The organism is Streptomyces sp. 3N207 (assembly GCF_052246355.1).
GTDB lineage: Bacteria > Actinomycetota > Actinomycetes > Streptomycetales > Streptomycetaceae > Streptomyces.
Window position 1 is genome coordinate 352,095 of sequence record NZ_JBQQBV010000004.1, and the last position, 24,457, is coordinate 376,551.

The window sequence follows — 24,457 nt, forward strand, 5'->3', positions numbered from 1 at the left end:
CTCCGCCGGATGCCCTCCCACACTGGGAGACGTGACGACAGAAGACAGCAGGTACGAGGCCGTACGCAGCAGGGACGCCCGATTCGACGGGGTGTTCTTCCTGGGTGTGCGCACCACCGGCATCTACTGCCGGCCGAGCTGCCCGGCGGTGACCCCGAAACGGGAGAACGTCCGCTTCTACCCCACCGCGGCGGCGGCCCAGGCTGCCAGCTTCCGCGCCTGCCGCAGGTGCCGCCCCGACGCGGTGCCCGGCTCCGCCGAGTGGAACGTACGGGCCGACCTGGTGGGCCGCGCGATGCGGATGATCTCCGACGGGGTCGTGGACCGCGAAGGCGTCGCGGGCCTGGCCCAGCGGCTCGGCTACAGCCCCCGCCAGTTGCAGCGCCAGCTCACCGCGGAGCTCGGCGCGGGACCTGTGGCGCTCGCGCGGGCCCAGCGGGCGCACACCGCGCGGGTGCTGCTCCAGACGACGCCGCTGCCCGTCACCCAGGTCGCGTTCGCGGCGGGCTTCGCGAGTGTGCGGCAGTTCAACGACACCGTCCGCGAGATCTACGCCCGTACGCCGAGCGAGCTGCGCGCTGCCTCCGCGCGGGGCGGGCACGGGCCCGCGGGCCGCCCCGAGGTGCGGGAGGCCGCCGCACATGGCGGCGGCGCCGTCGCCGGGGTGCCGCTGCGGCTGGCGTACCGCGGAGAGTACGCCGCCGGGCAGGTCTTCGGCTTCCTCGAGCGCCGCGTGATACCGGGCGTCGAGGAGGTGCTGGGCACCCCCGGCAGCCGCACCTACCGGCGCACCCTGAACCTGCCGTACGGCACCGGCATCGCCGAGGTCGACGAATGCCCCGCCCGCAGCGGCCATGGCTGGCTCGAATGCCGACTGCACCTGGGGGACCTGCGTGATCTGACGACCGCCGTCCAGCGCGTGCGCCGCCTCTTCGACCTGGACGCGGACCCGTTCGCGGTCGCCGAGCGGCTCGGCGAGGACGACGGGGCGCTGGGGCAGCTGGTCGCCCGTACGCCCGGACTGCGCTCACCCGGTGCCGCGGACGCGCACGAGCTGGCGATCCGCGCGGTGCTCGGCCAGCAGGTCACCGTGGGCGCCGCACGCACGCTGGGCGGCAGGCTCGTCGCGGGCTACGGCAAACCGCTGGCGGCACCCGACGGCACGCTCACCCACCTGTTCCCCGAGGTTGACGTACTCGCCGAGGCGCCGCTGGGCGAACTGGGCATGCCCGAGAGCCGCCGCCGCACCATCCGCACCGTGGCCGCGGCACTCGCGGACGGCACCGTGGTGCTCGACCCGGGTGCCGACCGCGAGGAGACCGAACGCGCGCTGCTGGCACTCCCCGGGGTCGGCCCGTGGACGGCGGGCTATATGCGGATGCGCGCCCTGGGCGACCCGGACGTCTTCCTCCCCGGCGACGTGGGCGTACGACACGGGCTGACGCTGATCGGGGCAGCCCCCGCACAGTCCGGCCAGTGGCGCCCCTGGCGGTCCTACGCGCTGCACCACCTGTGGTACGCGACGGGCCTCACTCCTCCTCCAGCCCCCAACTGTGCACCCAGCGCGGGTGAATGACGATCAGCTCGTCGCTGAAGTGCGGGCCCAGACCGTGCGGTCCCTCGCGCAGCTCGGCGACGCCCCGGATCTCCACGCCGCGCACCCGCCACGGCTTGTGGCTGACGATGTCGTCCACGACGAGGGCGAGCCGGGGCCGGGTGCGCAGGTTGCGCCACTTCTTCGTCGTACCGAGGGCATAGCCGCCCACCAGGATGGTGCCGTCGTCCTGCGGGAAGAAGCCGACGGGGTTGTTCTGCGGCTGTCCCTTCGGGTCCACCGTCGCCAGCCGTCCCAGCCGCTGGGACGCCAGGAAGTCCCGCTCGGCGGCGGTGAACTCCTTGTCGCGAGGGTCGGCCGGAGACGGAGAGGTGCCGGAGGCAGATGTCACAGGTGTCATGCCTGGCAGCGTCACATGCACTGCTCGACACTGCATCGGATCATGGTCGGTCCCGGTCCACGACTTGCGGCGTAGGACCCCGGTCCGGTGACGATCCCGCGTACGGCCTTCCGGCCCGATCCGTGCGCGAGACAATGAGCCCATGAGCGCACCGGGGGCACAGGACGACGAGCGGCACCACGGCCAACACCGCGACTGGTGGGCGCAGTTGTACGACCCGCACGCCCCCGACACGGGCCGCACCCGCGCCCGGGACACCCTCGACGAGCGCTACCGCTCGGTGAGCCGCACCCTGACCGACACCTCGGCTCCCAAGCCTGCCCCCGCGGAGTGGGCCGGCGCGTTGCCGGTGGCCGATCCGGGCGCGCTGGGGGAGCTGGTGCCGGACACGGCGCTGGAGGGGACGCGGTTCGGTCGCGCCGCGCTGCGGGCGGCATCCGTGCGCGGGGAGGCGGCGCGGCGGGCGGGGGAGCTGCGGTCGGACGCGCTGCTGGCCGCACGGTTCGGAGCGGGAGAGGACGCGCTGCTGCTGGTCGCCGTCGCGGCGGGGGCACGGTCGGGTCCGGGCGGACACCGGGCCGCGCGGGAGGCGTGTCACTCGATCGGGGCGGCTGTCGGCCGTAGCCATGCGCGGCTGGTGGACGACATCCGTTCGGCCCGCAACAGCGCGCTCCAGCCCGGGCTGCACCGGCTGGTGGACCGCACGTTCGGCCGGCTGCGTGCGCAGGCCGCCGCGCTGGGCCTGGAGCCCGAGCAGTACTCCGCCGATCTGCGGTGCCTGTTGCTGCCCGCCGATCCAGGCTGCCGTACCCGGGTGTTCTTCGGTGCCGGCGGAGGCGGGTTTCTCCGGCTGCGGGACGGTGTCTGGCAGGACGTCGAGCCTGTGGCCACCATGTCGCCCGCGCCGGAGGGGAGTTCGGTCCTCGGCCATGACCCGGCCGCGGGTGCCGCCGCTGTCCGTGACGGCTTCACCCCGGCAGAGCCGCCCGAGCCCGCCCGCACGGAGCCGTTCCGCTTCCGCTCCTGCCTCGCACACCCCGGCGACGTGCTGCTGATGTGCAGTCCCGGCCTGGCCGAGCCGCTGCGCGCCGAGCCGCCCTTCGTGGACCGGCTCGCGGCCCGCTGGGCGGCACCGGGCGGGGAGCCACCTGGCCTTGCCGCGTACCTCGCCGACCTCCAGTACGACGTCGAGGGGCACGAGGGCGACCGGACGGCGGTGGCGGTGTGGGAGGGCTGAGCCGGCGGGCCGGGGTCAGGTTTCCGGTGCGCGGGTGGCCCGTACCGCATCGAGGTATTCGGCGATGGCGTCCCGGTTGCGGGTCAGGCACTCCACGCGTGCCGTCATCCGCCCCAGCTGGTCCTCCAGGGTGGCGAGCATTTCGGGAGTGGCGTCCTGGAAATGGATCACCCGGGGCTTGTCGAGGCACGGCAGGATCTGCTTGATGATCCGCGTAGGCAGCCCGGCGTCGAGCAGCCCCCGGATCTGCAGCACCCGGTCGACGAACCGCTCGTCGTAGTCGCGGTAGCCGTTGGGGCATCGCTCCGCGGCGATGAGCCCCTGTTCCTCGTAGTAGCGCAGCAGCCGCCGAGGTGTTCCGGTACGTTCCGAGAGCTCTCCGATCCGCATGTGGGCGCCCTCACTTCCGCTCGACCCGTTCCCGCTTGACGTTCACACCAATGTGAGGGTTCGAGCATACCGGCCATGCGAACCGACACCGCGCGTGCTGCGCACACCGAGACCGGCGCCACATCCGCAACTCCGCCCGCATCCCTTGACTCCCGCCCCGCTGAGCGGCAGAGACTCCCGCTCGCCGCCCTGTTGGCGCTGGCGACAGCCGTCTTCATCACCAGCCTCACCGAGACCCTGCCCGCGGGCCTGCTGCCCGCGATGAGCGGCGACCTGGCCGTCAGTGAGTCCGCCATGGGCCAGACGGTCACCATCTACGCCGTCGGGACGGCACTCACGGCCATCCCGCTGACCGCGTTCACCGCAGGATGGCGGCGCAAGCGGCTGCTGTTGACGGCGATGGCGGGCTTCGCCGCGGCCAACACCGTCACGGCCGTCTCCACCGACTACACGCTCACCATGACCGCACGGTTCGTCGCCGGTGTCGCTGCCGGGCTCGCCTGGGCACTGCTGGCCGGGTACGCGCGCCGCCTGGTGCCCCCGCACCTGGGCGGCCGGGCCATCGCGATCGCCATGGCGGGCATTCCGGTGGCGCTCTCGCTGGGCGTCCCGGCGGGCACGTTCCTGGGCAAGGCGCTCGGCTGGCGGATCGCCTTCTGGGCCATGACGGCACTCACCGTCGCGCTGTTGGTCTGGATCACGGCCGCCGTCCCCGATCACCCCGGACAGCGCCCGGAGGCGCGGACTCCGATGTTGCGCGTGCTGCGCGTACCCGGTGTGGCACCCGTCCTGTTCGTCACGCTCGGCTACGTACTGGCGCACACGGTGCTCTACACCTACATCGCCGCCTTCCTCGGCCATGCGGGCCTCGGCGGTTCGGTCGACCGCGTCCTGCTGGTCTTCGGAGCCGCGTCCCTGGTGAGCATCTGGTTCGTCGGCGCGCACATCGGCCGCAGGCTGCGTGCCCTGACCGTCGGAGGCGCGCTCTTGGTCGCCGTCGCAGCAGCCGTACTGGCGGTGGCGGCCGACAGCACGCTGCTGGTGTACGGCGCCATCGCGCTGTGGGGGCTCGGCTGGGGAGGAGCACCGACGCTGCTCCAGACGGCCGTCGGGGAGGCGGGCGGTGACTCCGCCGATGCCGCGCAGGCGATGCTCGTCACGCTGTGGAACGCCGCCATGGCCGGTGGCGGTGTCGTCGGCGGGGTGCTGCTGGAGGCGCTGGGCACGGAGGCTTTCCCCTGGAGCGTCCTGGCGCTGATGCTGCCGGTGCTGGCGGTGGTGCTCGCGGCCCGGGCGCACGCCTTCCCCGCCGCCCGGCGCGCTGCCGCTGCCGGGTGAGTCCGCGGGCAGCACCCGCCCTGGACGGCCGGTGCGGTACGAGGCGCCATGAAGCGCGCCCGCGTACCGCACCGGTCAGCCGTCATGCGTCATGCGTCATGCGTCATGCGTCAGCTGTCAGCTGTCAGCCTGCAGTCCTCAGCCGAACTGCCGCTCGATCTCGGCCAGTTTCTCCTCCAGGCTGTCGAGCCGTGGGCTGGCCGCGTTCTTCTCGTTGCCGCTGCCGTCCCGCCCGTTGTCGCCTCGCATGTAGGCGCTGTCGTCCCCGACGGCCTGCAGCGCGGGCCGGGCGCGCGGCACCGGCGGTGGGCTCACGGCGGGCAGGTCGGCGGGGCGTTCTCCCGCGGTGACCGCAGCGGCGGGCGGGGGAGCCGCCGCGGTGGGAGTGCCGATCTCGACCTCCACGTGGTGCCCCGGCTCGTCGCGGCCCCGGCTCCAGCGCCGGTGCTGCCGGTTGATGGCCTTGACCCGGGCCCGGTCGAGGCGCTCCTGGTCCTTGCGGCGCAGCCGTTCCTGCTCGCGTCGCCGCCGGTCGTCCCGCACCTCGTCGACGGCCTCGTCCAGTGTCCCCACGCCCTCCAGCAGCATCAGCGACCAGGCCCCGAACGTCTCGCGGGGTGCCCGCAGCCAGCGGACGACGCGGATCTGCGGCAGCGGGCGGGGCACCAGGCCCTGGTCCCGCAACGCGGCCCGGCGGGTCTGCTTGAGCGCCCGGTCGAACAGGATCGCCGCGGAGAGCGACATCCCGGCGAAGAACTGCGGGGCTCCGTCGTGCTCGGCGCCGCGTGGCGCGTGCACCCAGTTGAACCAGGCCGCCGCCCCCGCGAAGATCCACACCAGCAGCCGCGACCCCAGCGAGGCGTCGCCGTGGCTGGCCTCGCGTACGGCGATCATGGCGGAGAACATCGCGGCGCCGTCCAGCCCGAACGGAACCAAGTACTCCCAGCCGCCGGTCAGCCCCAGATTCTGCTTGCCGAAGCCGACCAGCCCGTGGAAGGAGAGCGCGGCGGCGACGGCGGCGCAGCAGAAGAGGAGCAGATACGCGGCTGTCGCATACAGGGTCTCCTTCCGGCGGCGCCGCTCCTCGATGCGCTCCCAGGAGTCGGGCTGTCCGGGCGTGGTGCCGGCGGCGTCGCTCTCGGCGGGGGAGCTGTGGCGGCGCGAATGCGCCATCACCAGCACCGCGGTCAGAGTGCCGACGAGCAGCACGGCGCTCGACAGCACCCAGTTCAGCGATATGTCGGTCAGTCTCATCGGGTGTGCCCCTTGCCGCGCGGTGCCGCGGTACGCGCACGTCGCGGACGCCGCGTACGGGTCCGTACGTGCGCGAGGCGGTACCGCGCTCGCGCTCTGGCTTGCTTCGTGTCGCCGAGCATCTTTACGGCAGTGCGGCACCCCTCTGGGGGGTTTCATAGGAAGAGCACGCTAAAGGGGGCACCGGCGGCCCATAGGGGCACCCGGCATCGAACTCCCTAGCGGACAGCTGTCATTCGCTCGATACGCTCCGCGTCACACGTACGAGGGCAGGTGACGCAGGTGTCCTCGGGGCGGAGGGTGTAGAAGAGGCAGCAGCTCGCCCGGTCGCGCGTGGTCAGCTCCGCGCCGTCAGGAGCCGTCAGCCGACGGAAACCCGCCCCCTGGACGAACGGTTTCCGCGAGCCGGGGAGCAGCAGTTCGGCCTCCGCCATCGCGCGCGGTTCCTCGCCCAGCAGATGGCCCAGATACCAGAGCCCTTCGGTGATCTCGTCGGTCACCATCCCCCACAGCGCCCGCGAACCGCGCCGCATCCGTGGCCTGAACCCCTCCAGCACCGGCGTGAGATGGGCGGCGACGGCCTCCCGCACCGCGGCGCGCAGAGCCTCTTCGTCGGGCACCACGCGCGCGCCGGGCGCGGTCGCCGCCGGGTCGTCCGGCAGGCACGCGAACTCCTCGATACGGACCGCCAGCTGTCCCGGCGAACGCTGGAAGGCCACCGCCTCGACGGGCAGCCGCGGCACCCGCCGCTGGAGGAACCAGGGCATGGTGACGAGCAGGCAGACGGGCCAGGCGTAACGGTGCAGTCCGAAGCTGGCGACCACGTCCGGGCGGCCCTGCTGTGCGTAGTCCCGCAGGATCTGTTCCTCGTCCCAGGAGAGGAACGCGTCGAGCGCTTCACCACCGGCCGCCAGAGCGCTCGCCCGCACCCAGCCGGAGCCCTCGGGAAGCCGTTCACGAGCCGTGGTCTCGGTCACACCCAGCGAGGGAAACACTTCGGTCAGCCGCGCGTACGCCGCACGGAAAGGGGAGACGTCAGGGGCTGCGGGAACGAGGGTGGGCACGGTCATGAGGACCACCGAATCGACGATCGTTAGCAGGTAAGCCTAACCTTAGCTGATTGTGCCCGAGGTTTGATCTCGCGTCGCGTCGGCCTAGGGTGCACGGCAGCCTGCACTGGCGAAGACATGTACGGAGAGTGCTGGGGGCCACATGGAGCAGAGCCGAGCCGAGTGCCGCACGGCGACCGCCGTCCCGCCGGCGGCCGTCCCTGCCGTGGGCTCCTCCGTGCCGCCCGCCCCTCGCCCCCAGCGGCGGGCGGAAACGGCCGTCCGTGGCGAGCACACCCACAGCGAGCCCCCGGCCCCCAAAGTGGTGCCGCAGCGCCACTCCGTACGGGACCAGATCCTCGAAGCCCTCCGCGCCGCGCTGCTCTCCGGTGAACTCGCCCCGGGCGAGGTCTACTCCGCACCCGCGCTCGCGGAACGCTTCGGCGTCTCACCGACCCCCGTACGGGAGGCCATGCAACTGCTGGTGAGCGAGGGCGCCGTCGAGACGGTGCCCAACAGGGGCTTCCGGGTGGCCCGGCACAGCCCCCGCGATCTCGCCGAGCTCACCGAGGTGCGGGCCCTGCTGGAGGTGCCCGCCGTACTGGCGCTCGCCCGCACCCTGCCCGTCGAACACTGGGCTCAGCTGCGGCCGCTCGCCGACGACACATGGCAGGCGGCAGCGTGCGGGGACCACACGGCCTACGCCGAGACCGACCGCGCCTTCCACCGCGCTCTGCTGGAGCTGACCGGCAACCGGCAGCTCGTCGCGGTCGCCGAGGACGTACAGCGCCGCACGCACCTGTCGGCCCTGCGCGCCTCGCCCGCGCCCCGCACCACCGACCTGCTCGCCGAGGCCGCCGACCACCTCGCACTGCTGGACGCGTTGACGGACCAGGACCTCCCCGCTGTCGAACGCCTGGTGCGCGGGCACTTCTGAGGCGACTGCCGATCCGCGGCCATTCCGCGGCCATTCCGCGGCCTACGTGTAGCCTTTTGCGGCCGTTCTGTGGTCCTTTTTGTGGCCCTTGTGCGGGCCGTTCCGCGGTCTCTTTGCGGCGACTGTCCTGTCGTCGGCCCCACTCAGCTGCCGGGGCGGCGGCCCTGGGGGGATCACGTCTCAGCAGGCGCTGCAGTCTCATCGGTGGGCCCGTCATCGGGCTCCGTCCCCGGGAGCCTGTCGGCGAGCCAGGTGGGAACGCCGCCCAGCAGCCGGAACAGCCGTCCCGCCTCCTCGCGCAGCCGGGTCGCCTCCGGTTCCGGCTGTACGTCGGCGAGCGAGGCCAGGGCAGGCGCCATACCGACCAGGAAGCCCAGCTCCTCGCGCAGCCGCAGCGATTCGGCGAACCCGTGGCGCGCTTCCGCCAGCTCACCCTCGCGTGCCGCGAGCCCCGCCAGGTGCCGCCAGGTCGAGGAGCACAGCAGCAGGTCACCGCGGGCGGTCGCGCCCGCGTGCGCCCTGCGGTACGCGGCGCGTGCCGACTCCGGAGTCTCACTCAGGTTCTCGGCCAGCAGCCCACGCCGGAAGTCCAGCAGTGCACGCCCGGGAGCGCTGGGCTCCAGCAGCGCGGCGGCCCTGCCCAGCGCGGCCCGTGCCTCGTCGGTCCGGTCGCGTACGCCCAGCACGGTTGCCGCGTAGGCGAGTTGGCCGCGCTCGCAGGCCGCGGCCCCGCGGTCGTCGTCCACCTGCGCGACCGCCTCGGCGACGCGCAGCGCGTCCTCCGCCGCCGCCCAGCCGTCGGCCGTGTACATGCACCGTTCGACGAACAGCGCGGCCCGGCCGACGGCCGCCTGCGGATGTGCCTGGGCGTACGGCTCCAGCAGCGCTGCCGCATCCTCCCAGCAGCCGCGGGAGCGCAGCCGCCACACGGCTTGGCCCAGTGGACTGTCGGGGTCCATCGCCGGAGGTCGGGTCTCGTGTCCTTCGTGTCCTTCGGGGCCTGTGTGCCCCGGGGGGCCTGTGGGATCCAGCTTTTCCGAACGTGACATGGCGGTGTCCGCCACAGTGCCCTCCCCAAGCGCGCCGTCGAGCCGGATGTGATCGCATCACAGCACGGTTGAGCCGCCGGGCCAAGGGGGTGGTGTGAATCAGTTCACAAAGTTCTACCGGAAGCGGCCGACTGCCAAGGGGAGGAGAGCGGCCCCAACTGCTGTCCGTGGCACGGTGGTTGGGGTGGGCGGTCCGGTCGGCGAGGCGTCGGGGCAGCTGGTGGGGTAGAGCTGGCTCTACCCTTCTGGCTCTACCCGAAGTCGGTATCTGGCTGTAGTGATCTCGGCGGCGATCAGCGGTTCGCTGGATAGGTGAACAGGACCGCCGCACGTCGCACCGCATACGCAGCCTCCGCTCTCTGGACAGTCTGCGCCTTCTTCGCCGCCCTCACCGCGGCCGTGACCTCGCTGCCGCCGCACCGCGTGTGGGGCGTGCTCGCGGCGTGCGGGTACGCGGCGCTGGCGCTCGCGTCGGTGGCGGCTGCCCGGCGCCCCGCGCCTGGCGCGTCCTCCGCCAGAGAGACGACGCGCCGGGCCGGTCCACCTCAACGTGGCCCGACGCTGCTGCTGACCAGCGGATTTCTGCTCCTCGGCTGCGGATTGGCGGTCGTGGCGCCGCTGCTCGTGCTCGTGTTCACAGGCAGCGCCCAGGAAGAGGTGCACGTCGTCCACCGCGCCGGCGCGCGTCTTCTGACACACGGCACTCCCTACCTTGGCCCCGACCAGCTGGCCGGTGCGGACTACACGGCGTACAACCCGTATCTGCCCGGCATGGCACTCTTCGGCGTACCGCAGCGACTCCTGGGGCTCGACGCCCGGTTCGGCTTCGCCGCCGTCTTCCTCGGCACCGTCGCCCTCAGCCTGCGGATTGCCGGCGGCCACGCTCCGGAGACGGGCCGGTCCTCCTGCCGCGGACCGGTCAGTCGGTGGCCGGCGGGCCGGTTCGGGGGCCTCCGCAACTCGGTTGCGCCTACCGGTGGCGGGGCGGCGAGAGTTCGGTCCGCCGGTGCCGGGACCGGCGCAACCCGGTTCCGGACGCGAGCTCCCAGGCTCGGGCCCACCGGCCGCCGCACGCTGATACTGGCGGCTTCGCCCCTGGTCGCATTGCCCATGGCGGTCGGCGGCGACGACCTGCCGGTGCTCGGGCTGGTCTGCCTGGGTCTGGCGCTGGCCGGACGCCCCAGGAGCGGCGCGGCGGGCCGGGCGGGGCTGGTGCTCGGCGCGGCGTGCACGCTCAAGGCGACGGCGTGGCCCGCGCTGCCGGTCGTCGCGGCGCTGCTCGCAGTGCGTGCGGGGCGTCCAGCGGTGCTGCGGCTCCTCGGTGGTGCGGTGCCGGCGCTGGTGGTCGGGGTGCTGCTGCCCGCGCTGGTCGACGGTCCGGGGCTGCTGGCCAACGCGGTCCGCTTTCCGCTCGGCCTGGCGGAAGCCCCGTCCCCGGCGGCAGCCCCGTTGCCGGGCAGGCTGCTCGCCACTCTCGGCCCGGCCGGGCACCTCTGTGCCGTCGCGGCGCTGGTGCTGGCCGCCCTGCTGATCGGCGGCTCGCTGCTGCTGCGGCCACCTCGGGATGCGAGCGGTGCGGCGCTCCGGCTCGCGCTGGGCCTGCTTGCGGCGATGGCGCTGCTGCCCGCTTCCCGCTTCGGCTACGCCGTCTACCCCGCCGTACTCGCCCTGTGGGCGCACTGGAGGACCCTCGATGTGCGACGAACCGAACCAGCCCCCGTCCGACACCGGCCAGCCGCAACCACTGCGTACACAGCCGTCGGCCCGCCCGACACCGCCCAAGTACGCGACACCGGCGCCTTGCTCGCCCCCCGAGCCGGAGCCGCCGGGGGAAACGGGCACCGGCGACCCGGCCCCGAGCCACCCCGGGAGTCGGCCCCGGAGCCGGAACGGGAGCCATGGCAGGGGCCAGGTGCAGGGCCGCACGCTGATCGTGACGAACGACTATCCCCCGCGCCGGGGCGGCATCGAGACGTTCGTCCACGAGGTCGCACGCCGGTTTCCACCCGATGAGGTCGTTGTCTACACGGCGGCTCAGCCCGGGTCGGACGCCTTCGACGCTGCGCAGCCGTTCCCCGTCGTCCGGGAGCAGGTCCGCACGCTGCTGCCGACGCCGCGCGTGGCGGAAACAGCACGGGCACTGGCCTTCCGCTACGGGTGCGACCGTGTGTGGTTCGGCGCGGCAGCCCCGCTCGGGCTGCTCGCGGGACGGCTCGGACTGCCCTCGGTCGCCACCACGCACGGGCACGAGATGTGGTGGGCCGCGCTCCCCGGCACCCGGCGGGTGCTGCGCCGTATCGGCGACAGCGTCGGCACGGTCACCCACCTCACCGCGCACTCCCGGGACCGTACGGCACGCGCCTTCGGCCCTCGCGCCCGTACAGCACGCCTGGTGCCCGGTGTCGATACGGCGCTGTTCCGTCCGGGCAGCCGGGAACAGAGGGCGGAGGCGCGGCGCGAACTGGGGCTGGCGGAGGGGCCGTTGGTCCTCAGCGTCTCGCGGCTCGTCCGCCGGAAGGGACAGGACGCCCTGATCCGCGCCTTGCCCCGCGTGCGAGCCGCCGTGCCGGGGACGACGCTGCTGATTGTCGGCTCCGGTCCGTGCGAGGGGGCGCTGCGACGGTTGGCGCGGCGGCTGCCGGGGCTGCCCGAAGGCGCGGTGGTCTTTGCGGGCTCCCGGGCGCACGGCGACCTTCCAAGCTGCTACGCGGCAGCCGATGCGTTCGCCATGCCCTGCCGTACCCGTCGCCTCGGTCTGGAGGCCGAGGGGCTTGGCATCGTCTATCTGGAGGCTGCCGCTGCCGGACTGCCCGTGCTCGCGGGGGAGTCGGGCGGGGCACCGGAGGCCGTCAGGGACGGGGAGACCGGGCATGTGGTCGACGGGCGCGACGTCCGGGCCGTCGCCGACCGTCTCATCGGGCTGCTCACCATGCCGCAGACGGCTGCCGCGATGGGTGCCGAAGGCCGCGCCTGGGTGGAGGCCGAGTGGAGCTGGGACGCCTCGGCCCGTCAGTTGCGCAGTCTGCTGTCCCATACGGTCATCACGTGGTGAGCAGCGACATGAGGACAGCGGAGCCTCCGGCCGAGGACTCCGGGGGTGTGTGGCAGGCGTTGGCGGGCGGGCCCGGCGGGTTTCTGGGCTCGTTGTGGCCGCTGCGCGCGCTGGGTTACCTGCTGGTGGGCGGGTTGTTGGGTCTCGGCTGGCTCTTTCTCGCCGTGGGTCTGGTGGTGGTGGGGATTCTGCTGCTGCCCACCGGTATCGGAGTGGTGGCGCTGCTGTGCGTACCGGTGTCCGCGGCCGGGCTCGCCGGGCTGGAGCGGCGGCGGCTGCGCTGGCTCGATCCGCGGGAGGCGCCGTCGCCGCATCAGGTCGCGTCTGCCGCGGAGCCCGAGGAGCCGGCCGGAAACGCCGCGCGGCGGGCGCTGCGCAGGCTGTGGCGGCGCACCAAGTCGCCCGCGACCTGGGTGGAGTTCGGCTTCGCGGTGCCCAACGCACTGCTGTCGCTGCTGGATCTGCTGGTGGCGGTGCTGGGGCTGGGCCTGGTTGCCAGCCAGCCGTTCGCGCTGCTCACCGTGTTGGGCGGGGACCGGGTGATGTACGGGGAGAGCATCGTGCTGACGGAGCCGCAGCAGGTGCTGCCGTGGCTTCTGCTGACGCCGGTCTTCGCCGGGCTTGCCTGCTACCTGTTCGCGGGGCTGGCCGGGATGCGGGCGGCGCTGGCCCGCGCTGCGCTGGTGGGGCCGCGCCGAGAGAAGGAGCTGGACGCGCGGCTGACGGAGGTGACCGCGTCCCGCGCCAGGCTGGCCGACGCGTTCGAGGTGGAGCGCCGCCGCATCGAGCGCGATCTGCACGACGGTGCGCAACAGCGGCTCACCGGACTGATCATGACGTTGGGTCTCGCCAAGCTGGACGCGGATCCGGCGCTGGTCACCAAGGCACAGGAGGAGGCGCGCGCCGTCCTCGCCGAACTGCGGGACCTCGTACGCGGTATCCATCCGTCCGTGCTTACCGACCGGGGCCTGGGGGCGGCGATCGAGGCGCTGGCCGAGCGTTCGCCGATACCCGTACGGGTGGAGTCGCGGCTCGGTGCCCGACGCCCTGCCGAAGCGCTGGAGGTCGCCGCGTACTTCGCCGCCGCGGAGGCGTTGACCAATGTGGCCAAGCACAGCGGGGCTTCCCATGCGACGGTGGCGATACGGGGTGGCCAGGCGCTGACGGTCGAGGTCCGCGACGACGGCAGGGGCGGCGCCGACCCGGACCGCGGCACGGGTCTGACGGGGCTCGCGGACCGCCTTGCGGTGCACGGCGGGAGACTGCGCCTCTCCAGCCCGCCGGGCGGTCCCACGGTGGTGCGGATAGAGCTGCCGGAGAGGGATGGGCTGGGGATGCAGGATGGGCGGGAACGATGTGAGGACAAGGGGCGGGGGAACGTGCATGCGGCTGGTGATCGCTGAGGATTCCGTACTGCTGCGTGAGGGGCTGAGCCAGATTCTCGCGCGCTTCGGCCATGAGGTGTGCGCGGGCGTCGGCGACGGGCCTGCGCTGCTTGAGGCCGTGGCCGAGCACTCGCCGGACTGCGTCGTCACGGATGTGCGGATGCCACCCGGGTTGCGGGACGAGGGGCTGCGTGCCGCGCTCCAACTGCGCACCGAGCGCCCCGCGCTGCCGGTGCTGGTGCTGTCGCAGTACGTCGAGAACTCGTACGCGGCCGATCTGCTGGCCACCGGCGACGGCGTCGGCTATCTGCTCAAGGACCGGGTCGGTGAGGTCACGGAGTTCATCGAGGCGCTGGAGCGGGTGGCCACGGGCGGTACGGCGGTCGACCCGGAGGTGGTCCGGCGCCTGCTCGCCCCGGACCGTGAACCCCCGGAGCTGCGGCGGCTGACGGCCCGCGAGCGCGAGGTGCTGGCCGCCATGGCGGAGGGCCGGTCCAACGGCGGCATCGCCCGCGCACTGGTCATCAGCGAGGCCGCGGTCGTCAAGCACGTCCGCTCCATCCTCACCAAGCTCGACCTGCCGCCTGCGCCGGACGACCACCGCAGGGTGCTGGCCGTCCTCGCTTATCTGCGCCGCTCCCGGGCCTTCCGGTGAGGGGTGCCCTGTCCGTCGTCCGCGGACTGCGGATTCGTTGTCGCTGGGTGCGCAGTTCTCCGCGCCCCTTCGGGGCGCACATCTGAGCCCCTCAACTCATCCGCAGGGCCAGGAAGAAGTCGAGCTTGTCCTCCAGCCGGGACAGATCGCGGCCGGTGAGTTGTTCGATGCGGCTGACGCGGTAGCGCAGCGTATTGACGTGCAGGTGGAGGCGGCCGGCGCAGCGGGTCCAGGAGCCGTCCGAGGAGAGGAACGCCTCCAGGGTCGGCACCAGTTCGGCGCGGTGCTTGCGGTCGTAGTCGCGCAGCGGGTCCAGCAGGCGGGCGGTGAAGGCACGGCGGACGTCGTCCGGCACGAAGGGCAGCAGCAGCACATGCGAGGCCAGCTCCTCGTGCCCCGCCGCACGGACGGCGCCCGGGCGTGCGGCGGCGACCCGGCGGGCGTGCCGGGCCTCTTCCAGGGCGCCCCGCAGCCCCTCGGCGGAGTGCACGGCAGCGCTCACGCCGATGGTCAGCCGCCCGTCGTTCGCCAGGGCGCGCCCCAGCGGCTCGCTGACCTCGGCCAGCAGCGAGTCGGCGTGCAGCCCGTCGCCGCCGCGTGCGCCGGTGAGCCTGGCGGGCCCGTGTTCCTCCCCGGCCGGAGCCGCCGTCCGCCCGGCGGCCTCCTCGGCGATGCCGGCGGAAGCCTCAGAGCGCTCGGAGCCCTCGGAGCCCTCGGAGCCCTCAGAGCCCTCGGAGTCCTCCGGCTCCTGGCCGGTCAGCGGCACCAGTGCGACCGCCTCGCCGTCCACATGGGCGACGGCGATCCGGTCCGAGCCGTCCGGGCCGGTCGTGCGCGGGTCCACCAGCAGCTCTTCCAGCAGGGACTGGGCGATCGACCCGCCTTCGAGCGTGCGGGCCGGGTCGGGCTCGTCCCATTCGACGCGGGCCACGATCACCTGCCAGGCAGGTGACGCGCCCTGACCCGGCAGCAGTACCGGTGCCGCCACCCTCAGCCGCGCCGCGATCTCCGAAGGCGGGGCACCCGTCTGCACCAGCTCCAGCACTTCCTGCGCCAGCCTGCGCCGCACGGTGCGGGCGGCGTCGCGTCTGTCGCGTTCGACGGCGATGAGCTGGGTGACGCCGTGCAGCAGATCGAGGCGTTCGGCAGGCCAGTCGCCGGTGTCCGCGGCGACGGCCAGCAGCCAGTCGGACAGCACGGTGCGCCGCGGATCGCCGGGGCTGCGGCTGACGGCGAAGAGGGAGTAGGCCACGCCTTCGTCGGCCGTCCGGTGCGGGCTGCGCCGACCGCTGCGGACAGCGGACATATGGGCGCCCGCCAGCCGGGCGGCGGTGGCGTGCGGCAGTGTCGGACCCTCGCTGGGCCCGGCGATCTGGCGGCCGGTGGGGGAGAGCACCCAGGCGGCCAGGTCCAGGTCCGAGCCGAGCAGGTCGAGCACCACATCGGGGCCGCCGCCCGCAGGGCCGGAGGACATCAGCCGCCGGTGCCGGTCCACCACGGCGGCCAGGTCGCCCGCGCGCTCGGTGGAGACCTGGCGGACCACGTGCTCGGTGATGGTGGCGAACGCGACGGATTCGGCGACGGCGAACAGAGGCAGCCGGTGCCGGGCGCAGGCGTCGACCAGGTCCGGGGGAACGGTGCCCAGCTCGGCCTCACCCGCGGCGAGCCCGGCGACCCCTGCCGTGGCCAGGATCTGGACGAACGACTCGGAGTCCTCGGGCGCGTGCCGCCAGGCCAGGCCCGTCAGCACCAGCTCGCCGCCGGACAGATAGCGGCTCGGGTCGCGCAGGTCGGTGGTCATGACGCCGCGCACCGTACGGTCCAGCTCGTCCTCACCGCCGAGCAGGCTGAGGCCCAGCGAGTCGTTCTCCAGGAGCGCGCGCAGCCGCATCGTTTTGTCGCCTGCCGTTCGTGTGTCGTGACCGTGCTGAGGGGTCGTCTGTCGGTCGAGGGATCGTCTGTCGGTCGAGGTCGAGGGGTCTTCTGTTGTGTCTTGAGGGGCCGTCTGTCGTGTTGAGGGGCGTGGCTGTGCCACAGGGTGTGACCGGGCTGTGCCACAGAGGGGTGGCCGGGAGGAAACCGTGAGGTTACTGGTTCCTGGCTTTCGTTTGAATCTACAAGACCTGGTGGCCGACCAGCCAAACGCTTCATGTTTTCGGTGACTGCACCGGGGCGGGTACCTGTCGGTGTACTGACGGCATCCCCTCGACACCATCCCCTCGACACCTCCCACCTCCCATCGCACCACTCCAGATCGCAGTCCCTGACAGCACCCCCCTCAGCACCTCCAGTACCCCCCAACCAGTACACCGAGAAGAGACACCATGGAGTTCCTGCGCCCGGCCAGTTGGGAGGAGGCGCTCGCCGCGAAGGCGGAGCACCCCTCAGCCGTGCCCATCGCGGGCGGCACCGATGTCATGGTCGAGATCAACTTCGACCACCGCCGCCCCACCCACCTCATGGATCTGAACCGGGTCCGTGAGCTGCATGAGTGGGAGGTCGGCGACGAGACCGTCCGGCTCGGAGCCTCCGTGCCCTACTCGAAGATCATCGACGAGCTTGCCCACGAGCTGCCGGGCCTCGCGCTGGCTTCGCACACCGTCGGCTCCCCGCAGATCCGCAACCGGGGCAGCGTCGGCGGCAACCTCGGCGCCGCCTCCCCCGCAGGGGACTCGCACCCCGCGCTGCTCGCAGCGGGCGCCGAGGTCGAGGCGGAGTCGGTGCGGGGCACCCGGTTCATCCCCGTCGAGGAGTTCTACACCGGTGTGAAGCGCAACGCGCTGGCCGACGACGAGCTGATCAAGAACGTCCACATCAAGAAGGCCGACGGGCCGCAGCAGTTCTCGAAGGTCGGCACCCGCAACGCCATGGTCATCGCCGTATGCGCCTTCGGTATCGCGCTGCACCCCGAGACCCGCACCGTACGGGCCGGTATCGGTTCCGCGGCTCCGACGCCGCTGCGGGCCCGTGCCGCCGAGGACTTCCTGAACGCGGCGCTGGAGGAGGGCGGCTTCTGGGACAACGGCAAGACGATCCCGCCGGCCCTGGCCCGCGAGTTCGCCGAGCTGTGCTCCGGCGCCTGCAACCCGATCGACGACGTGCGCGGCAGCGCCGCCTACCGCCGCCGTGCGGTGGGCGTCATGGCCCGCCGCACGCTGGGCTGGACCTGGGAGAGCTACCGCGCCACCGGGAACGGCCGCACCACCGAAGGAGGCGCCCGATGCGCGTGACATTCACCGTCAACGGACGGCGGCACGAGGCCGACGACGTGTGGGAGGGCGAGTCCCTGCTGTACGTACTGCGCGAGCGGATGGGTCTGCCCGGCTCCAAGAACGCCTGTGAACAGGGCGAATGCGGATCCTGTACGGTCCGTCTGGACGGCGAGCCGGTCTGTGCCTGTCTGGTGGCCGCGGGGCAGGCGGAGGGCCGCGAGGTCGTCACCGTGGAGGGTCTCGCCGAGTACGCCCGGGAGCGGGACGGCTCCGCGGAGACCGGGGATCTGGCCCCGGTCCAGCAGGCGTTCATCGATGCGGGCGCCGTGCAGTGCGGCTTCTGCACCCCCGGCCTGCTGGTCGCCGCCGACGAGCTGATCGAGCGCAATCCGCAGCCCTCGGACGCCGACATCCGTGAGGCCCTCTCGGGCAATCTGTGCCGCTGCACCGGCTACGAGAAGATCATGGACGCCGTCCGGCTCGCCGCAGCGCGCGCCGACGACAGTGCGCAGGAGGTGGTCTGAGATGGCTCCCACGACGGGCCCCACCGGTACCCCCACCAAGCTGGAGCAGGGCGTCGGCGCCAAGGCCGGGGTCGGTGACTCACCGCTGCGGCCCGACGGCACCCTGAAGGTGACCGGCGAGTTCGCCTACTCCTCGGACATGTGGCACGAGGACATGCTGTGGGGCTGCACCCTGCGCAGCCCGCACGCGCACGCCGAGATCGTCTCCATCGACATCGGCGAGGCGCTCAAGCAGGCGGGCGTGCACGCCGTGCTGACCTACGACGACCTCCCGGCCGAGATGAAGAACTACGGCCTGGAGATCAAGGACACCCCCGTCCTCGCCCACGGCCGGGTCCGCCACCACGGCGAGCCCGTGGCGCTGGTGGCCGCCGACCACCCGGAGACGGCACGCCGCGCCGCCGCCAAGATCAAGGTCGAGTACCAGGAGTTGCCGGTCGTCCACGACGAGACCTCAGCGCTGGCCGAGGACGCTCCGCTGCTCCACCCGGGCCGCAACGACCACCACGCCGGGCACGTCCCGCACCCCAACGTCGTGCACCGCCAGCCCATCGTGCGCGGTGACGCCAAGGCGGCGGCCGAGCGTGCCGACGTGATCGTCACCGGCGAGTACGAGGTCGGCATGCAGGACCAGGCGTTCCTGGGCCCGGAGTCCGGCCTGGCAGTGCCCGCCGAGGACGGCGGGGTGGACCTCTACATCGCCACCCAGTGGCTGCACTCGGACCTGGGCCAGATCGCCCCCGTCCTCGGGCTGCCGGAGGAGAAGGTACGCATGACGCTCGCCGGCGTCGGCGGTGCCTTCGGTGGCCGCGAGGACATCTCGATGCAGATCCACGCGTGCCTGCTCGCGCTGCGCACCGGCAAGCCCGTCAAGATCGTCTACAACCGGTTCGAGTCGTTCTTCGGACACGTCCACCGGCACCCGGCCAAGCTGTGGTACGAGCACGGCGCCACCCGCGACGGCAAGCTCACCCATATGAAGTGCCGCATCGTGCTGGACGGCGGCGCGTACGCCTCCGCCTCCCCGGCGGTGGTCGGCAACGCGGCCTCACTCAGCGCGGGTCCTTATGTCATCGACGACGTCGAGATCGAGGCGATCGCGCTCTACACCAACAACCCGCCCTGCGGCGCGATGCGCGGCTTCGGCGCGGTCCAGGCGTGCTTCGCGTACGAGGCGCAGCTGGACAAGCTCGCCGCTGAGCTGGGCATGGACCCGGTCGAGCTGCGGCAGCGCAACGCCATGTCCCAGGGCACCCTGCTGCCCACCGGGCAGGCCGTGGACTCCCCGGCGCCGGTCGCCGAGCTGCTGCGCCGGGTGAAGGCCATGCCGCTGCCGATGGAGGCGCAGTGGGAGACCGTCGGCGGTGAGCCCGACGTACGGGCGCTGCCGGGCGGCCTGTCCAACACGACGCACGGCGAGGGCGTTGTACGAGGCGTCGGCTATGCCGTCGGCATCAAGAACGTCGGTTTCTCCGAGGGCTTCGACGACTACTCAACGGCGCGGGTGCGGCTGGAGGTCGTCGGCGGCGAGCCGGTGGCGCTGGTGCACACCGCGATGGCCGAGGTGGGCCAGGGCGGTATCACCGTGCACGCCCAGATCGCCCGCACCGAGCTGGGCGTCACCCAGGTGACGATCCACCCCGCCGACACCCAGGTCGGATCGGCCGGCTCCACCTCCGCCTCCCGGCAGACGTATGTGACCGGCGGTGCCGTCAAGCACGTATGCGAGCTGGTGCGCGAGAAGGTGCTGGAGCGCGGGCGGGAACGGTTCGGCACCTACCACCCCGCGTGGGCGACGGCCGAACTGCTGCTGGAGGGCGGCAAGGTCGTCACCGACGGCGGCGAGGTGCTGGCCTCGCTGGTCGATGTGCTCGGCGACGAGCCCGTCGAGGCCGAGGACGAGTGGCGGCACCGGCCGACCGAAGCCTTCGACCTGAAGACCGGTCAGGGCTTCGGCCACGTCCAGTACTCCTTCGCCGCGCACCGTGCCGTGGTGGAGGTCGACACCGAGCTCGGGCTGGTCAAGGTCATCGAACTGGCTTGCGCACAGGATGTGGGCAAGGCGATGAACCCGCAGGCCGTGGTGGGCCAGATCCAGGGCGGCACCGCACAGGGGCTCGGACTCGCCGTGATGGAGGAGATCGTGGTCGACCCCAAGGCCAAGGTCCGCAACCCCTCGTTCACGGACTATCTCATCCCCACGATTCTGGACACGCCGACCATCCCGGTCGACGTGCTGGAGCTCGCCGACGAGCACGCCCCGTACGGGTTGCGGGGCGCGGGCGAGGCGCCGACGTTGTCGTCGACGCCTGCCGTCCTGGCGGCCATCCGCGCTGCTACCGGGCGCGCGTTGCCGCGGGTTCCGGTGCGACCGGAGCACATCGTCGACGTGTGAGATTTCCCCGACCCCGCCCTCCCCGAGACCGGGGGCTCCGGCCCTCGGACCCCCCACCAGGGGCCCCCACCCCCTGGACCCCGATGCCCGCCCGTTCGCCCCGTTCGAGGGTGGCCGGGCTGGGAGAGAAACGGGCCGGGGCGGGGCCGGGGGAAAGGCAAGACGCGGGCCGTCCCCCGGGTCGTGCTTCCCAAATCCTCGGCGTCTGCCGGGGTGCCCCTATGAACCTTGGGAGTCAGCACAATGACCCAGTCCAAAGTAGGGCCGACGACGACGCCGGAGGATGCGGGTCCTGGGTCCCGTATCCCCGCGGGTCGCTCGTGGCTCGACAGGTACTTCCACATCTCCGAGAGAGGGTCGACCTACGGCCAGGAGATACGTGGCGGTATCACCACTTTCATGGCGATGGCGTACATCGTCCTGCTCAACCCCGTCATCCTCTCCGTGCCCGACGCTGCCGGGCACAAGCTGGACGGCGGACAGGTCACCACGGCGACGGCGCTGGCCGCCGCGGCGACCACCCTCGTGATGGGCTTCCTCGGCAACGTCCCGCTGGCCCTGGCGGCGGGACTGAGCGTCTCGGCCGTGATGTCGTTCCAGGTCGTGCCCGAGATGACCTGGGGCAACGCCTGGGCGATGTGCCTCATCTACGGTGCCGTGATCATCCTGCTGGTGGTCACCGGGCTCCGCGAGCTGATCATGAACGCGATCCCCTTGGCGCTGAAACACGCGATCACCATGGGCATCGGGCTGTTCGTCTGTCTGATCGGGCTCGTCCAGGCCGGCTTCGTCACCTCGATGGCCGGGCCCGGCGGCGTTCCGGGTGCCAAGCCCATCCAGCTGGGCACCGCGGACATGCTCACCGGCTGGCCGGTGCTGTGCTTCGCCGTCACCGTGCTGCTCATCTTCGCGCTCCAGGTGCGGAAGGTGCCCGGCGCGATCCTCATCGGCATCGTCGGCGGCACCCTCCTGGCCGCGCTGGTGCACCAGTTCGCCGGTCTCGACAAGAAGGACTGGGGCGGCAGGAACGCCCCGGAGATCACCGGCTCGGTGGTCAGCTCGCCCGACTTCGGGCTGCTGGGCACCGTCTCGTTCAACGGACTGGGAGACGTCGGCGGCATCACCATCGGCGTCATCGTCTTCACCCTCGTGCTGGCCGGGTTCTTCGACGCGATCGGCACCATCATCGGCATCGGCCAGCAGGCCGGACTGGCCGACGACAAGGGCAAGATGCCAGGGCTGAACAAGGCGCTGGCCATCGACGGTGCGGGCGGCGTGGCCGGCGGTCTGGCCGGCGCCTCGGGCCAGACCGTGTTCGTGGAGTCCACCGCGGGCGTCGGTGACGGCGCGCGTACCGGGCTGGCCAGCGTCGTCACCGGTCTCGGCTTTGCGCTCTGTCTGTTCTTCACGCCCCTCGCGCAGGTGATCCCTCCGCAGGTGGCAGCCGCGGCGCTCGTCGTCATCGGCTCGATGATGATGACCAACGCCATGCACATCGACTGGGCCGACCCGGCCACGTCGATCCCGGTCTTCCTGACCACGGTGCTGATGCCGTTCACCTACTCCATCACGGCCGGTATCGGCGCCGGTGTCATCGCCTACGTTCTGATCAAGGCCGTTCAGGGAAAGTTCCGCGAGCCCGGATGGTTGATGTGGGTACTGGGCCTGGTGTTCCTGGCCTACTTCGCGCTGAACCCGATCGAGCAGTGGCTGGGGGTCAAGTAGCCACCTGACGCTGCTCTCCCCGTCAGGCGGGAGCGGGTGCGGTCCCCTGGCCGTTCCCGCTCCCACCTGGCCGTTTATCACCGCCGAGGAGACAAACAGATGCTGGACATCGCCGCTGAGCTGCACCGCTGGTGCCAGGAGGGGCGGGACTTCGCCGTCGCCACCGTCGTCGGCGTCGGCGGCAGCGCGCCGCGTCAGCCGGGAGCCGCGCTGGCCGTGGACACGGACGGCGAGGCCGTCGGCAGCGTGAGCGGCGGCTGCGTCGAGGGCGCCGTCTACGAGCTGTGCCAGGAGGCGCTGGAATCGGGCGCGAGCGTCCGCCAGACCTTCGGCTACAGCGACGAGGACGCCTTCGCCGTCGGCCTCACCTGCGGCGGAATCATCGACATCCTGGTCACCCCGGCCCGCGCCGGGACCGCGGCCCGCGAGGTGTTCGCCGAAGCCGCAGCGGAGGCCACCGAGGGCCGCACGGCCGCCCTCGTCCGGATCGTCGAAGGGCCGGACGAGCTGCTGGGCGGCGCACTGCTGCTGGACGCCGACGGACAGCCGCACGGCGCGCTGGGCGGGGCACCGGAGCTGGATGCCACCGCAGCAGCCGAGGGCGGGGCGCTGCTGGCCGCGGGGCGCACCGCGACCGTCACGGTCGGCACCGACGGCAGCATGTGCGGGCAGCCGGTGACGCTGCTGGTGGAATCCAGCGTGCCGCCGCCGCGGATGCTGGTCTTCGGCGCCATCGACTTCGCCGCAGCGCTGGTGCGGATCGGCAAGTTCCTCGGCTATCACGTGACGGTGTGCGACGCGCGGCCCGTCTTCGCCACGGCCCGCCGCTTCCCCGAGGCCGACGAGATCGTCGTCGACTGGCCGCACCGCTACCTCGACTCCCAGGACGTCGATCCCCGTACGGTCATCTGCGTACTCACCCACGACGCCAAGTTCGACGTGCCGCTGCTGGAGCGCGCGCTGCGGCTGCCGGTGGCCTACGTCGGTGCGATGGGCTCGCGCCGCACCCACCTCGACCGGCTGGAGCGGCTCCGCGAGGCGGGTCTGACCTCCCTCGAACTGGCCGCACTGCGCTCACCGATCGGCCTCGACCTCGGCGCCCGCACCCCGGAGGAGACGGCGCTGTCCATCGCCGCGGAGATCGTCGCCTCCCGGCACGGGGGCAGCGGGACGCCGCTCAAGGGAGCCCACACACCCATTCACCGCGACACCGGCCCGGTCACCGCGTCGAGCATGGACGGCCTGCACAGAGCCGCCGGCTGAGCAGCGCCGACGGGTCGACGTACGACCCCGCTCGTACGGTCGCCCAGCAACGCCATCCCCATGAAGGTGAGTGCGTGCCGCACAGTGTTGCTCCGTCTGTTGCTGGAGATCAGACCCGCGTCGCGCAGCACCGCCGCATGCTCACTCGCGGAGGAGACGGATACGCCTGCACGGTGCGCCAGTTCGCTGGTGCTGCAACCGCCGTGCAGCGACTGGAGTACGGCCGCCCTGGTGTGCCCGAGCAGCCGCGCGAGCTTCACCGGTGAGACGGCGGCGGGGCTTTCGGGCATCCGGGCCGGATACACCAGGACCGGTGGCAGCCCGGGGTCGGCGAGTGCGACCGGCGTACGGCGGCAGAAGTAGGAGGGGATGAGCAGCAGCCCGCGCCCTTCGAGCCGGGTTTCCAGCTCGACCGGATAGTCGGCCTCCAGCACCGGGGGCCGCCACCGGATGGCCGGCTCGAACGTACGGAGCAACTCCTCGGTGCCGTGCAGCAGCTGCGTCCTGCACCGCCACATGCGGTCGGCGTCCACCTGGGAGACGATCCGCGGCCACCAGGAGTCCAGGGCGAGGTTCCGGTAGTCCCGCAGCGCAGCGCCCAGCCTGTCCAGCGTCCGCGCGCTGCCCTCGCCGACGCTGCTCGCCCAGCCGGTGAGCGAGTGCGACTGCGCCAGCATGCCGATCTCCGCGCGCAGTCGGGTCCGGGGTGTGGCCAGCACGGCCTCCAGCCCCTCCTCGAAGCCCGCCGTGCCCGCGGCCGGTGTGAGGAAGTCGGGAAAGTACCCACGCACGGGCACCAGCGGCAACAGGCGCCGCAGCGGTTCCGTACCGTCACGTTGCACCCCCTCCCGCCAGCCCGACAGGACGGAGTCCCGCCGGGTGTCCCTGAGCCTGTGCAGGCTCAGTACGGACTCCCACAGCGGGTCGGGACCGTCGGCGACCCGGGTACGGGCCAGGTCCCCCGCGGCGAAGTGCAGGCGCAGCATGTGTCCCCCCGATGACCCAAATGTGTTCCGTGGCGACCTTGGTGGGTCTTC

At 72.5% G+C, this 24,457-nt stretch carries 20 protein-coding genes; 13 read left to right on the top strand and 7 right to left on the bottom strand.

Annotated features, from left to right (window positions below):
* The first annotated feature begins 31 nt into the window (after positions 1–31).
* Positions 32–1,576, top strand: a complete 1,545-nt coding sequence (locus ACTWP9_RS09305; protein ID WP_443245526.1) for an AlkA N-terminal domain-containing protein — start codon at positions 32–34, stop codon at positions 1,574–1,576.
* On the opposite strand, the gene ACTWP9_RS09310 is transcribed toward ACTWP9_RS09305, so the two are convergent.
* Positions 1,530–1,955, bottom strand: a complete 426-nt coding sequence (locus ACTWP9_RS09310) for a PPOX class F420-dependent oxidoreductase (RefSeq protein WP_443245527.1) — start codon at positions 1,953–1,955, stop codon at positions 1,530–1,532. The genes ACTWP9_RS09305 and ACTWP9_RS09310 overlap by 47 nt on opposite strands.
* 142 nt (positions 1,956–2,097) lie before the next feature.
* Here ACTWP9_RS09310 and ACTWP9_RS09315 point away from each other — a divergent pair, with 142 nt between their 5' ends.
* Entirely contained in the window at positions 2,098–3,192 is a 1,095-nt protein-coding gene (locus ACTWP9_RS09315) for a protein phosphatase 2C domain-containing protein (RefSeq protein ID WP_443245528.1), read from the top strand.
* 15 nt (positions 3,193–3,207) lie between these two features.
* On the opposite strand, the gene ACTWP9_RS09320 is transcribed toward ACTWP9_RS09315, so the two are convergent.
* A complete protein-coding gene (locus ACTWP9_RS09320) occupies positions 3,208–3,582 on the bottom strand; it encodes a MerR family transcriptional regulator (protein WP_443245529.1) in 375 nt (124 codons plus the stop codon).
* Between the two features lie 75 nt (positions 3,583–3,657).
* Between ACTWP9_RS09320 and ACTWP9_RS09325 the strand changes: the two genes are divergently transcribed.
* Positions 3,658–4,920, top strand: coding sequence for an MFS transporter (locus ACTWP9_RS09325; protein ID WP_443245530.1), 1,263 nt, complete (start codon positions 3,658–3,660; stop codon positions 4,918–4,920).
* Positions 4,921–5,058: 138 nt separating this feature from the next.
* Here ACTWP9_RS09325 and ACTWP9_RS09330 read toward each other — a convergent pair whose 3' ends face one another.
* Both ACTWP9_RS09330 and ACTWP9_RS09335 read right to left on the bottom strand, forming a co-directional pair.
* Positions 5,059–6,174, bottom strand: a complete 1,116-nt coding sequence (locus tag ACTWP9_RS09330; protein ID WP_443245531.1) for a DUF2637 domain-containing protein — start codon at positions 6,172–6,174, stop codon at positions 5,059–5,061.
* 218 nt (positions 6,175–6,392) lie between these two features.
* Complete coding sequence (locus tag ACTWP9_RS09335) at positions 6,393–7,244, bottom strand: (2Fe-2S)-binding protein (protein WP_443245532.1); 852 nt, start codon at positions 7,242–7,244, stop codon at positions 6,393–6,395.
* 142 nt (positions 7,245–7,386) lie between these two features.
* On the opposite strand from ACTWP9_RS09335, the gene ACTWP9_RS09340 reads away from it, so the two are divergent.
* On the top strand, positions 7,387–8,160 hold the full coding sequence (locus ACTWP9_RS09340; protein WP_443245533.1) for a GntR family transcriptional regulator: 774 nt from the start codon (positions 7,387–7,389) through the stop codon (positions 8,158–8,160).
* Positions 8,161–8,333: 173 nt separating this feature from the next.
* Here ACTWP9_RS09340 and ACTWP9_RS09345 read toward each other — a convergent pair whose 3' ends face one another.
* Positions 8,334–9,119, bottom strand: coding sequence for a hypothetical protein (locus tag ACTWP9_RS09345; protein WP_443245534.1), 786 nt, complete (start codon positions 9,117–9,119; stop codon positions 8,334–8,336).
* Between the two features lie 402 nt (positions 9,120–9,521).
* On the opposite strand from ACTWP9_RS09345, the gene ACTWP9_RS09350 reads away from it, so the two are divergent.
* The 4 genes from ACTWP9_RS09350 to ACTWP9_RS09365 are packed head-to-tail and all read left to right on the top strand — an operon-like array spanning position 9,522 to position 14,301.
* Positions 9,522–11,222: a hypothetical protein gene (locus ACTWP9_RS09350; RefSeq protein ID WP_443245535.1), complete on the top strand. Its 1,701-nt coding sequence runs from the start codon at positions 9,522–9,524 to the stop codon at positions 11,220–11,222.
* Positions 11,140–12,261 carry a glycosyltransferase family 4 protein gene (locus tag ACTWP9_RS09355; protein ID WP_443245604.1) on the top strand — a complete coding sequence of 374 codons (1,122 nt, stop codon included), beginning with the start codon at positions 11,140–11,142 and terminating at the stop codon, positions 12,259–12,261. The genes ACTWP9_RS09350 and ACTWP9_RS09355 overlap by 83 nt, the downstream gene beginning before the upstream one ends.
* On the top strand, positions 12,255–13,664 hold the full coding sequence (locus tag ACTWP9_RS09360) for a sensor domain-containing protein (protein WP_443245536.1): 1,410 nt from the start codon (positions 12,255–12,257) through the stop codon (positions 13,662–13,664). Before ACTWP9_RS09355 ends, ACTWP9_RS09360 begins: the two co-directional genes overlap by 7 nt.
* Positions 13,654–14,301, top strand: coding sequence for a response regulator (locus tag ACTWP9_RS09365; protein WP_443245605.1), 648 nt, complete (start codon positions 13,654–13,656; stop codon positions 14,299–14,301). The genes ACTWP9_RS09360 and ACTWP9_RS09365 overlap by 11 nt, the downstream gene beginning before the upstream one ends.
* Positions 14,302–14,392: 91 nt before the next feature.
* Here the strand turns inward: ACTWP9_RS09365 and ACTWP9_RS09370 are convergent, their stop codons facing one another.
* Positions 14,393–16,192 carry a PucR family transcriptional regulator gene (locus ACTWP9_RS09370; protein WP_443245537.1) on the bottom strand — a complete coding sequence of 600 codons (1,800 nt, stop codon included), beginning with the start codon at positions 16,190–16,192 and terminating at the stop codon, positions 14,393–14,395.
* A gap of 433 nt (positions 16,193–16,625) precedes the next feature.
* Here ACTWP9_RS09370 and ACTWP9_RS09375 point away from each other — a divergent pair, with 433 nt between their 5' ends.
* From ACTWP9_RS09375 to ACTWP9_RS09395, 5 genes are all read left to right on the top strand, one after another.
* On the top strand, positions 16,626–17,531 hold the full coding sequence (locus ACTWP9_RS09375; RefSeq protein ID WP_443245538.1) for an FAD binding domain-containing protein: 906 nt from the start codon (positions 16,626–16,628) through the stop codon (positions 17,529–17,531).
* Complete coding sequence (locus tag ACTWP9_RS09380) at positions 17,522–18,037, top strand: (2Fe-2S)-binding protein (protein WP_443245539.1); 516 nt, start codon at positions 17,522–17,524, stop codon at positions 18,035–18,037. The genes ACTWP9_RS09375 and ACTWP9_RS09380 overlap by 10 nt, the downstream gene beginning before the upstream one ends.
* 1 nt (position 18,038) lies before the next feature.
* A complete protein-coding gene (pucD, locus tag ACTWP9_RS09385) occupies positions 18,039–20,432 on the top strand; it encodes a xanthine dehydrogenase subunit D (protein ID WP_443245540.1) in 2,394 nt (797 codons plus the stop codon).
* Positions 20,433–20,675: 243 nt separating this feature from the next.
* A complete protein-coding gene (locus tag ACTWP9_RS09390; RefSeq protein ID WP_443245541.1) occupies positions 20,676–22,157 on the top strand; it encodes an NCS2 family permease in 1,482 nt (493 codons plus the stop codon).
* Positions 22,158–22,256: 99 nt separating this feature from the next.
* Positions 22,257–23,420, top strand: coding sequence for an XdhC family protein (locus ACTWP9_RS09395; protein ID WP_443245542.1), 1,164 nt, complete (start codon positions 22,257–22,259; stop codon positions 23,418–23,420).
* On the opposite strand, the gene ACTWP9_RS09400 is transcribed toward ACTWP9_RS09395, so the two are convergent.
* Positions 23,357–24,406, bottom strand: a complete 1,050-nt coding sequence (locus tag ACTWP9_RS09400) for a helix-turn-helix domain-containing protein (protein WP_443245543.1) — start codon at positions 24,404–24,406, stop codon at positions 23,357–23,359. The genes ACTWP9_RS09395 and ACTWP9_RS09400 overlap by 64 nt on opposite strands.
* Positions 24,407–24,457: the final 51 nt, after the last annotated feature.

Excerpts from the sequence above, each read along its gene's own strand:
- ACTWP9_RS09400 (WP_443245543.1), bottom strand. The coding sequence starts at position 24,406 with ATGCTGCGCCTGCACTTCGCCGCGGGGGACCTGGCCCGTACCCGGGTC.
- ACTWP9_RS09340 (WP_443245533.1), top strand. The coding sequence starts at position 7,387 with ATGGAGCAGAGCCGAGCCGAGTGCCGCACGGCGACCGCCGTCCCGCCG.
- ACTWP9_RS09320 (WP_443245529.1), bottom strand. The coding sequence starts at position 3,582 with ATGCGGATCGGAGAGCTCTCGGAACGTACCGGAACACCTCGGCGGCTG.
- ACTWP9_RS09370 (WP_443245537.1), bottom strand. The coding sequence starts at position 16,192 with ATGCGGCTGCGCGCGCTCCTGGAGAACGACTCGCTGGGCCTCAGCCTG.
- ACTWP9_RS09325 (WP_443245530.1), top strand. The coding sequence starts at position 3,658 with ATGCGAACCGACACCGCGCGTGCTGCGCACACCGAGACCGGCGCCACA.
- ACTWP9_RS09330 (WP_443245531.1), bottom strand. The coding sequence starts at position 6,174 with ATGAGACTGACCGACATATCGCTGAACTGGGTGCTGTCGAGCGCCGTG.
- ACTWP9_RS09345 (WP_443245534.1), bottom strand. The coding sequence starts at position 9,119 with ATGGACCCCGACAGTCCACTGGGCCAAGCCGTGTGGCGGCTGCGCTCC.
- pucD (WP_443245540.1), top strand. The coding sequence starts at position 18,039 with ATGGCTCCCACGACGGGCCCCACCGGTACCCCCACCAAGCTGGAGCAG.
- ACTWP9_RS09310 (WP_443245527.1), bottom strand. The coding sequence starts at position 1,955 with ATGACACCTGTGACATCTGCCTCCGGCACCTCTCCGTCTCCGGCCGAC.
- ACTWP9_RS09395 (WP_443245542.1), top strand. The coding sequence starts at position 22,257 with ATGCTGGACATCGCCGCTGAGCTGCACCGCTGGTGCCAGGAGGGGCGG.
- ACTWP9_RS09390 (WP_443245541.1), top strand. The coding sequence starts at position 20,676 with ATGACCCAGTCCAAAGTAGGGCCGACGACGACGCCGGAGGATGCGGGT.
- ACTWP9_RS09375 (WP_443245538.1), top strand. The coding sequence starts at position 16,626 with ATGGAGTTCCTGCGCCCGGCCAGTTGGGAGGAGGCGCTCGCCGCGAAG.
- ACTWP9_RS09380 (WP_443245539.1), top strand. The coding sequence starts at position 17,522 with ATGCGCGTGACATTCACCGTCAACGGACGGCGGCACGAGGCCGACGAC.
- ACTWP9_RS09335 (WP_443245532.1), bottom strand. The coding sequence starts at position 7,244 with ATGACCGTGCCCACCCTCGTTCCCGCAGCCCCTGACGTCTCCCCTTTC.
- ACTWP9_RS09315 (WP_443245528.1), top strand. The coding sequence starts at position 2,098 with ATGAGCGCACCGGGGGCACAGGACGACGAGCGGCACCACGGCCAACAC.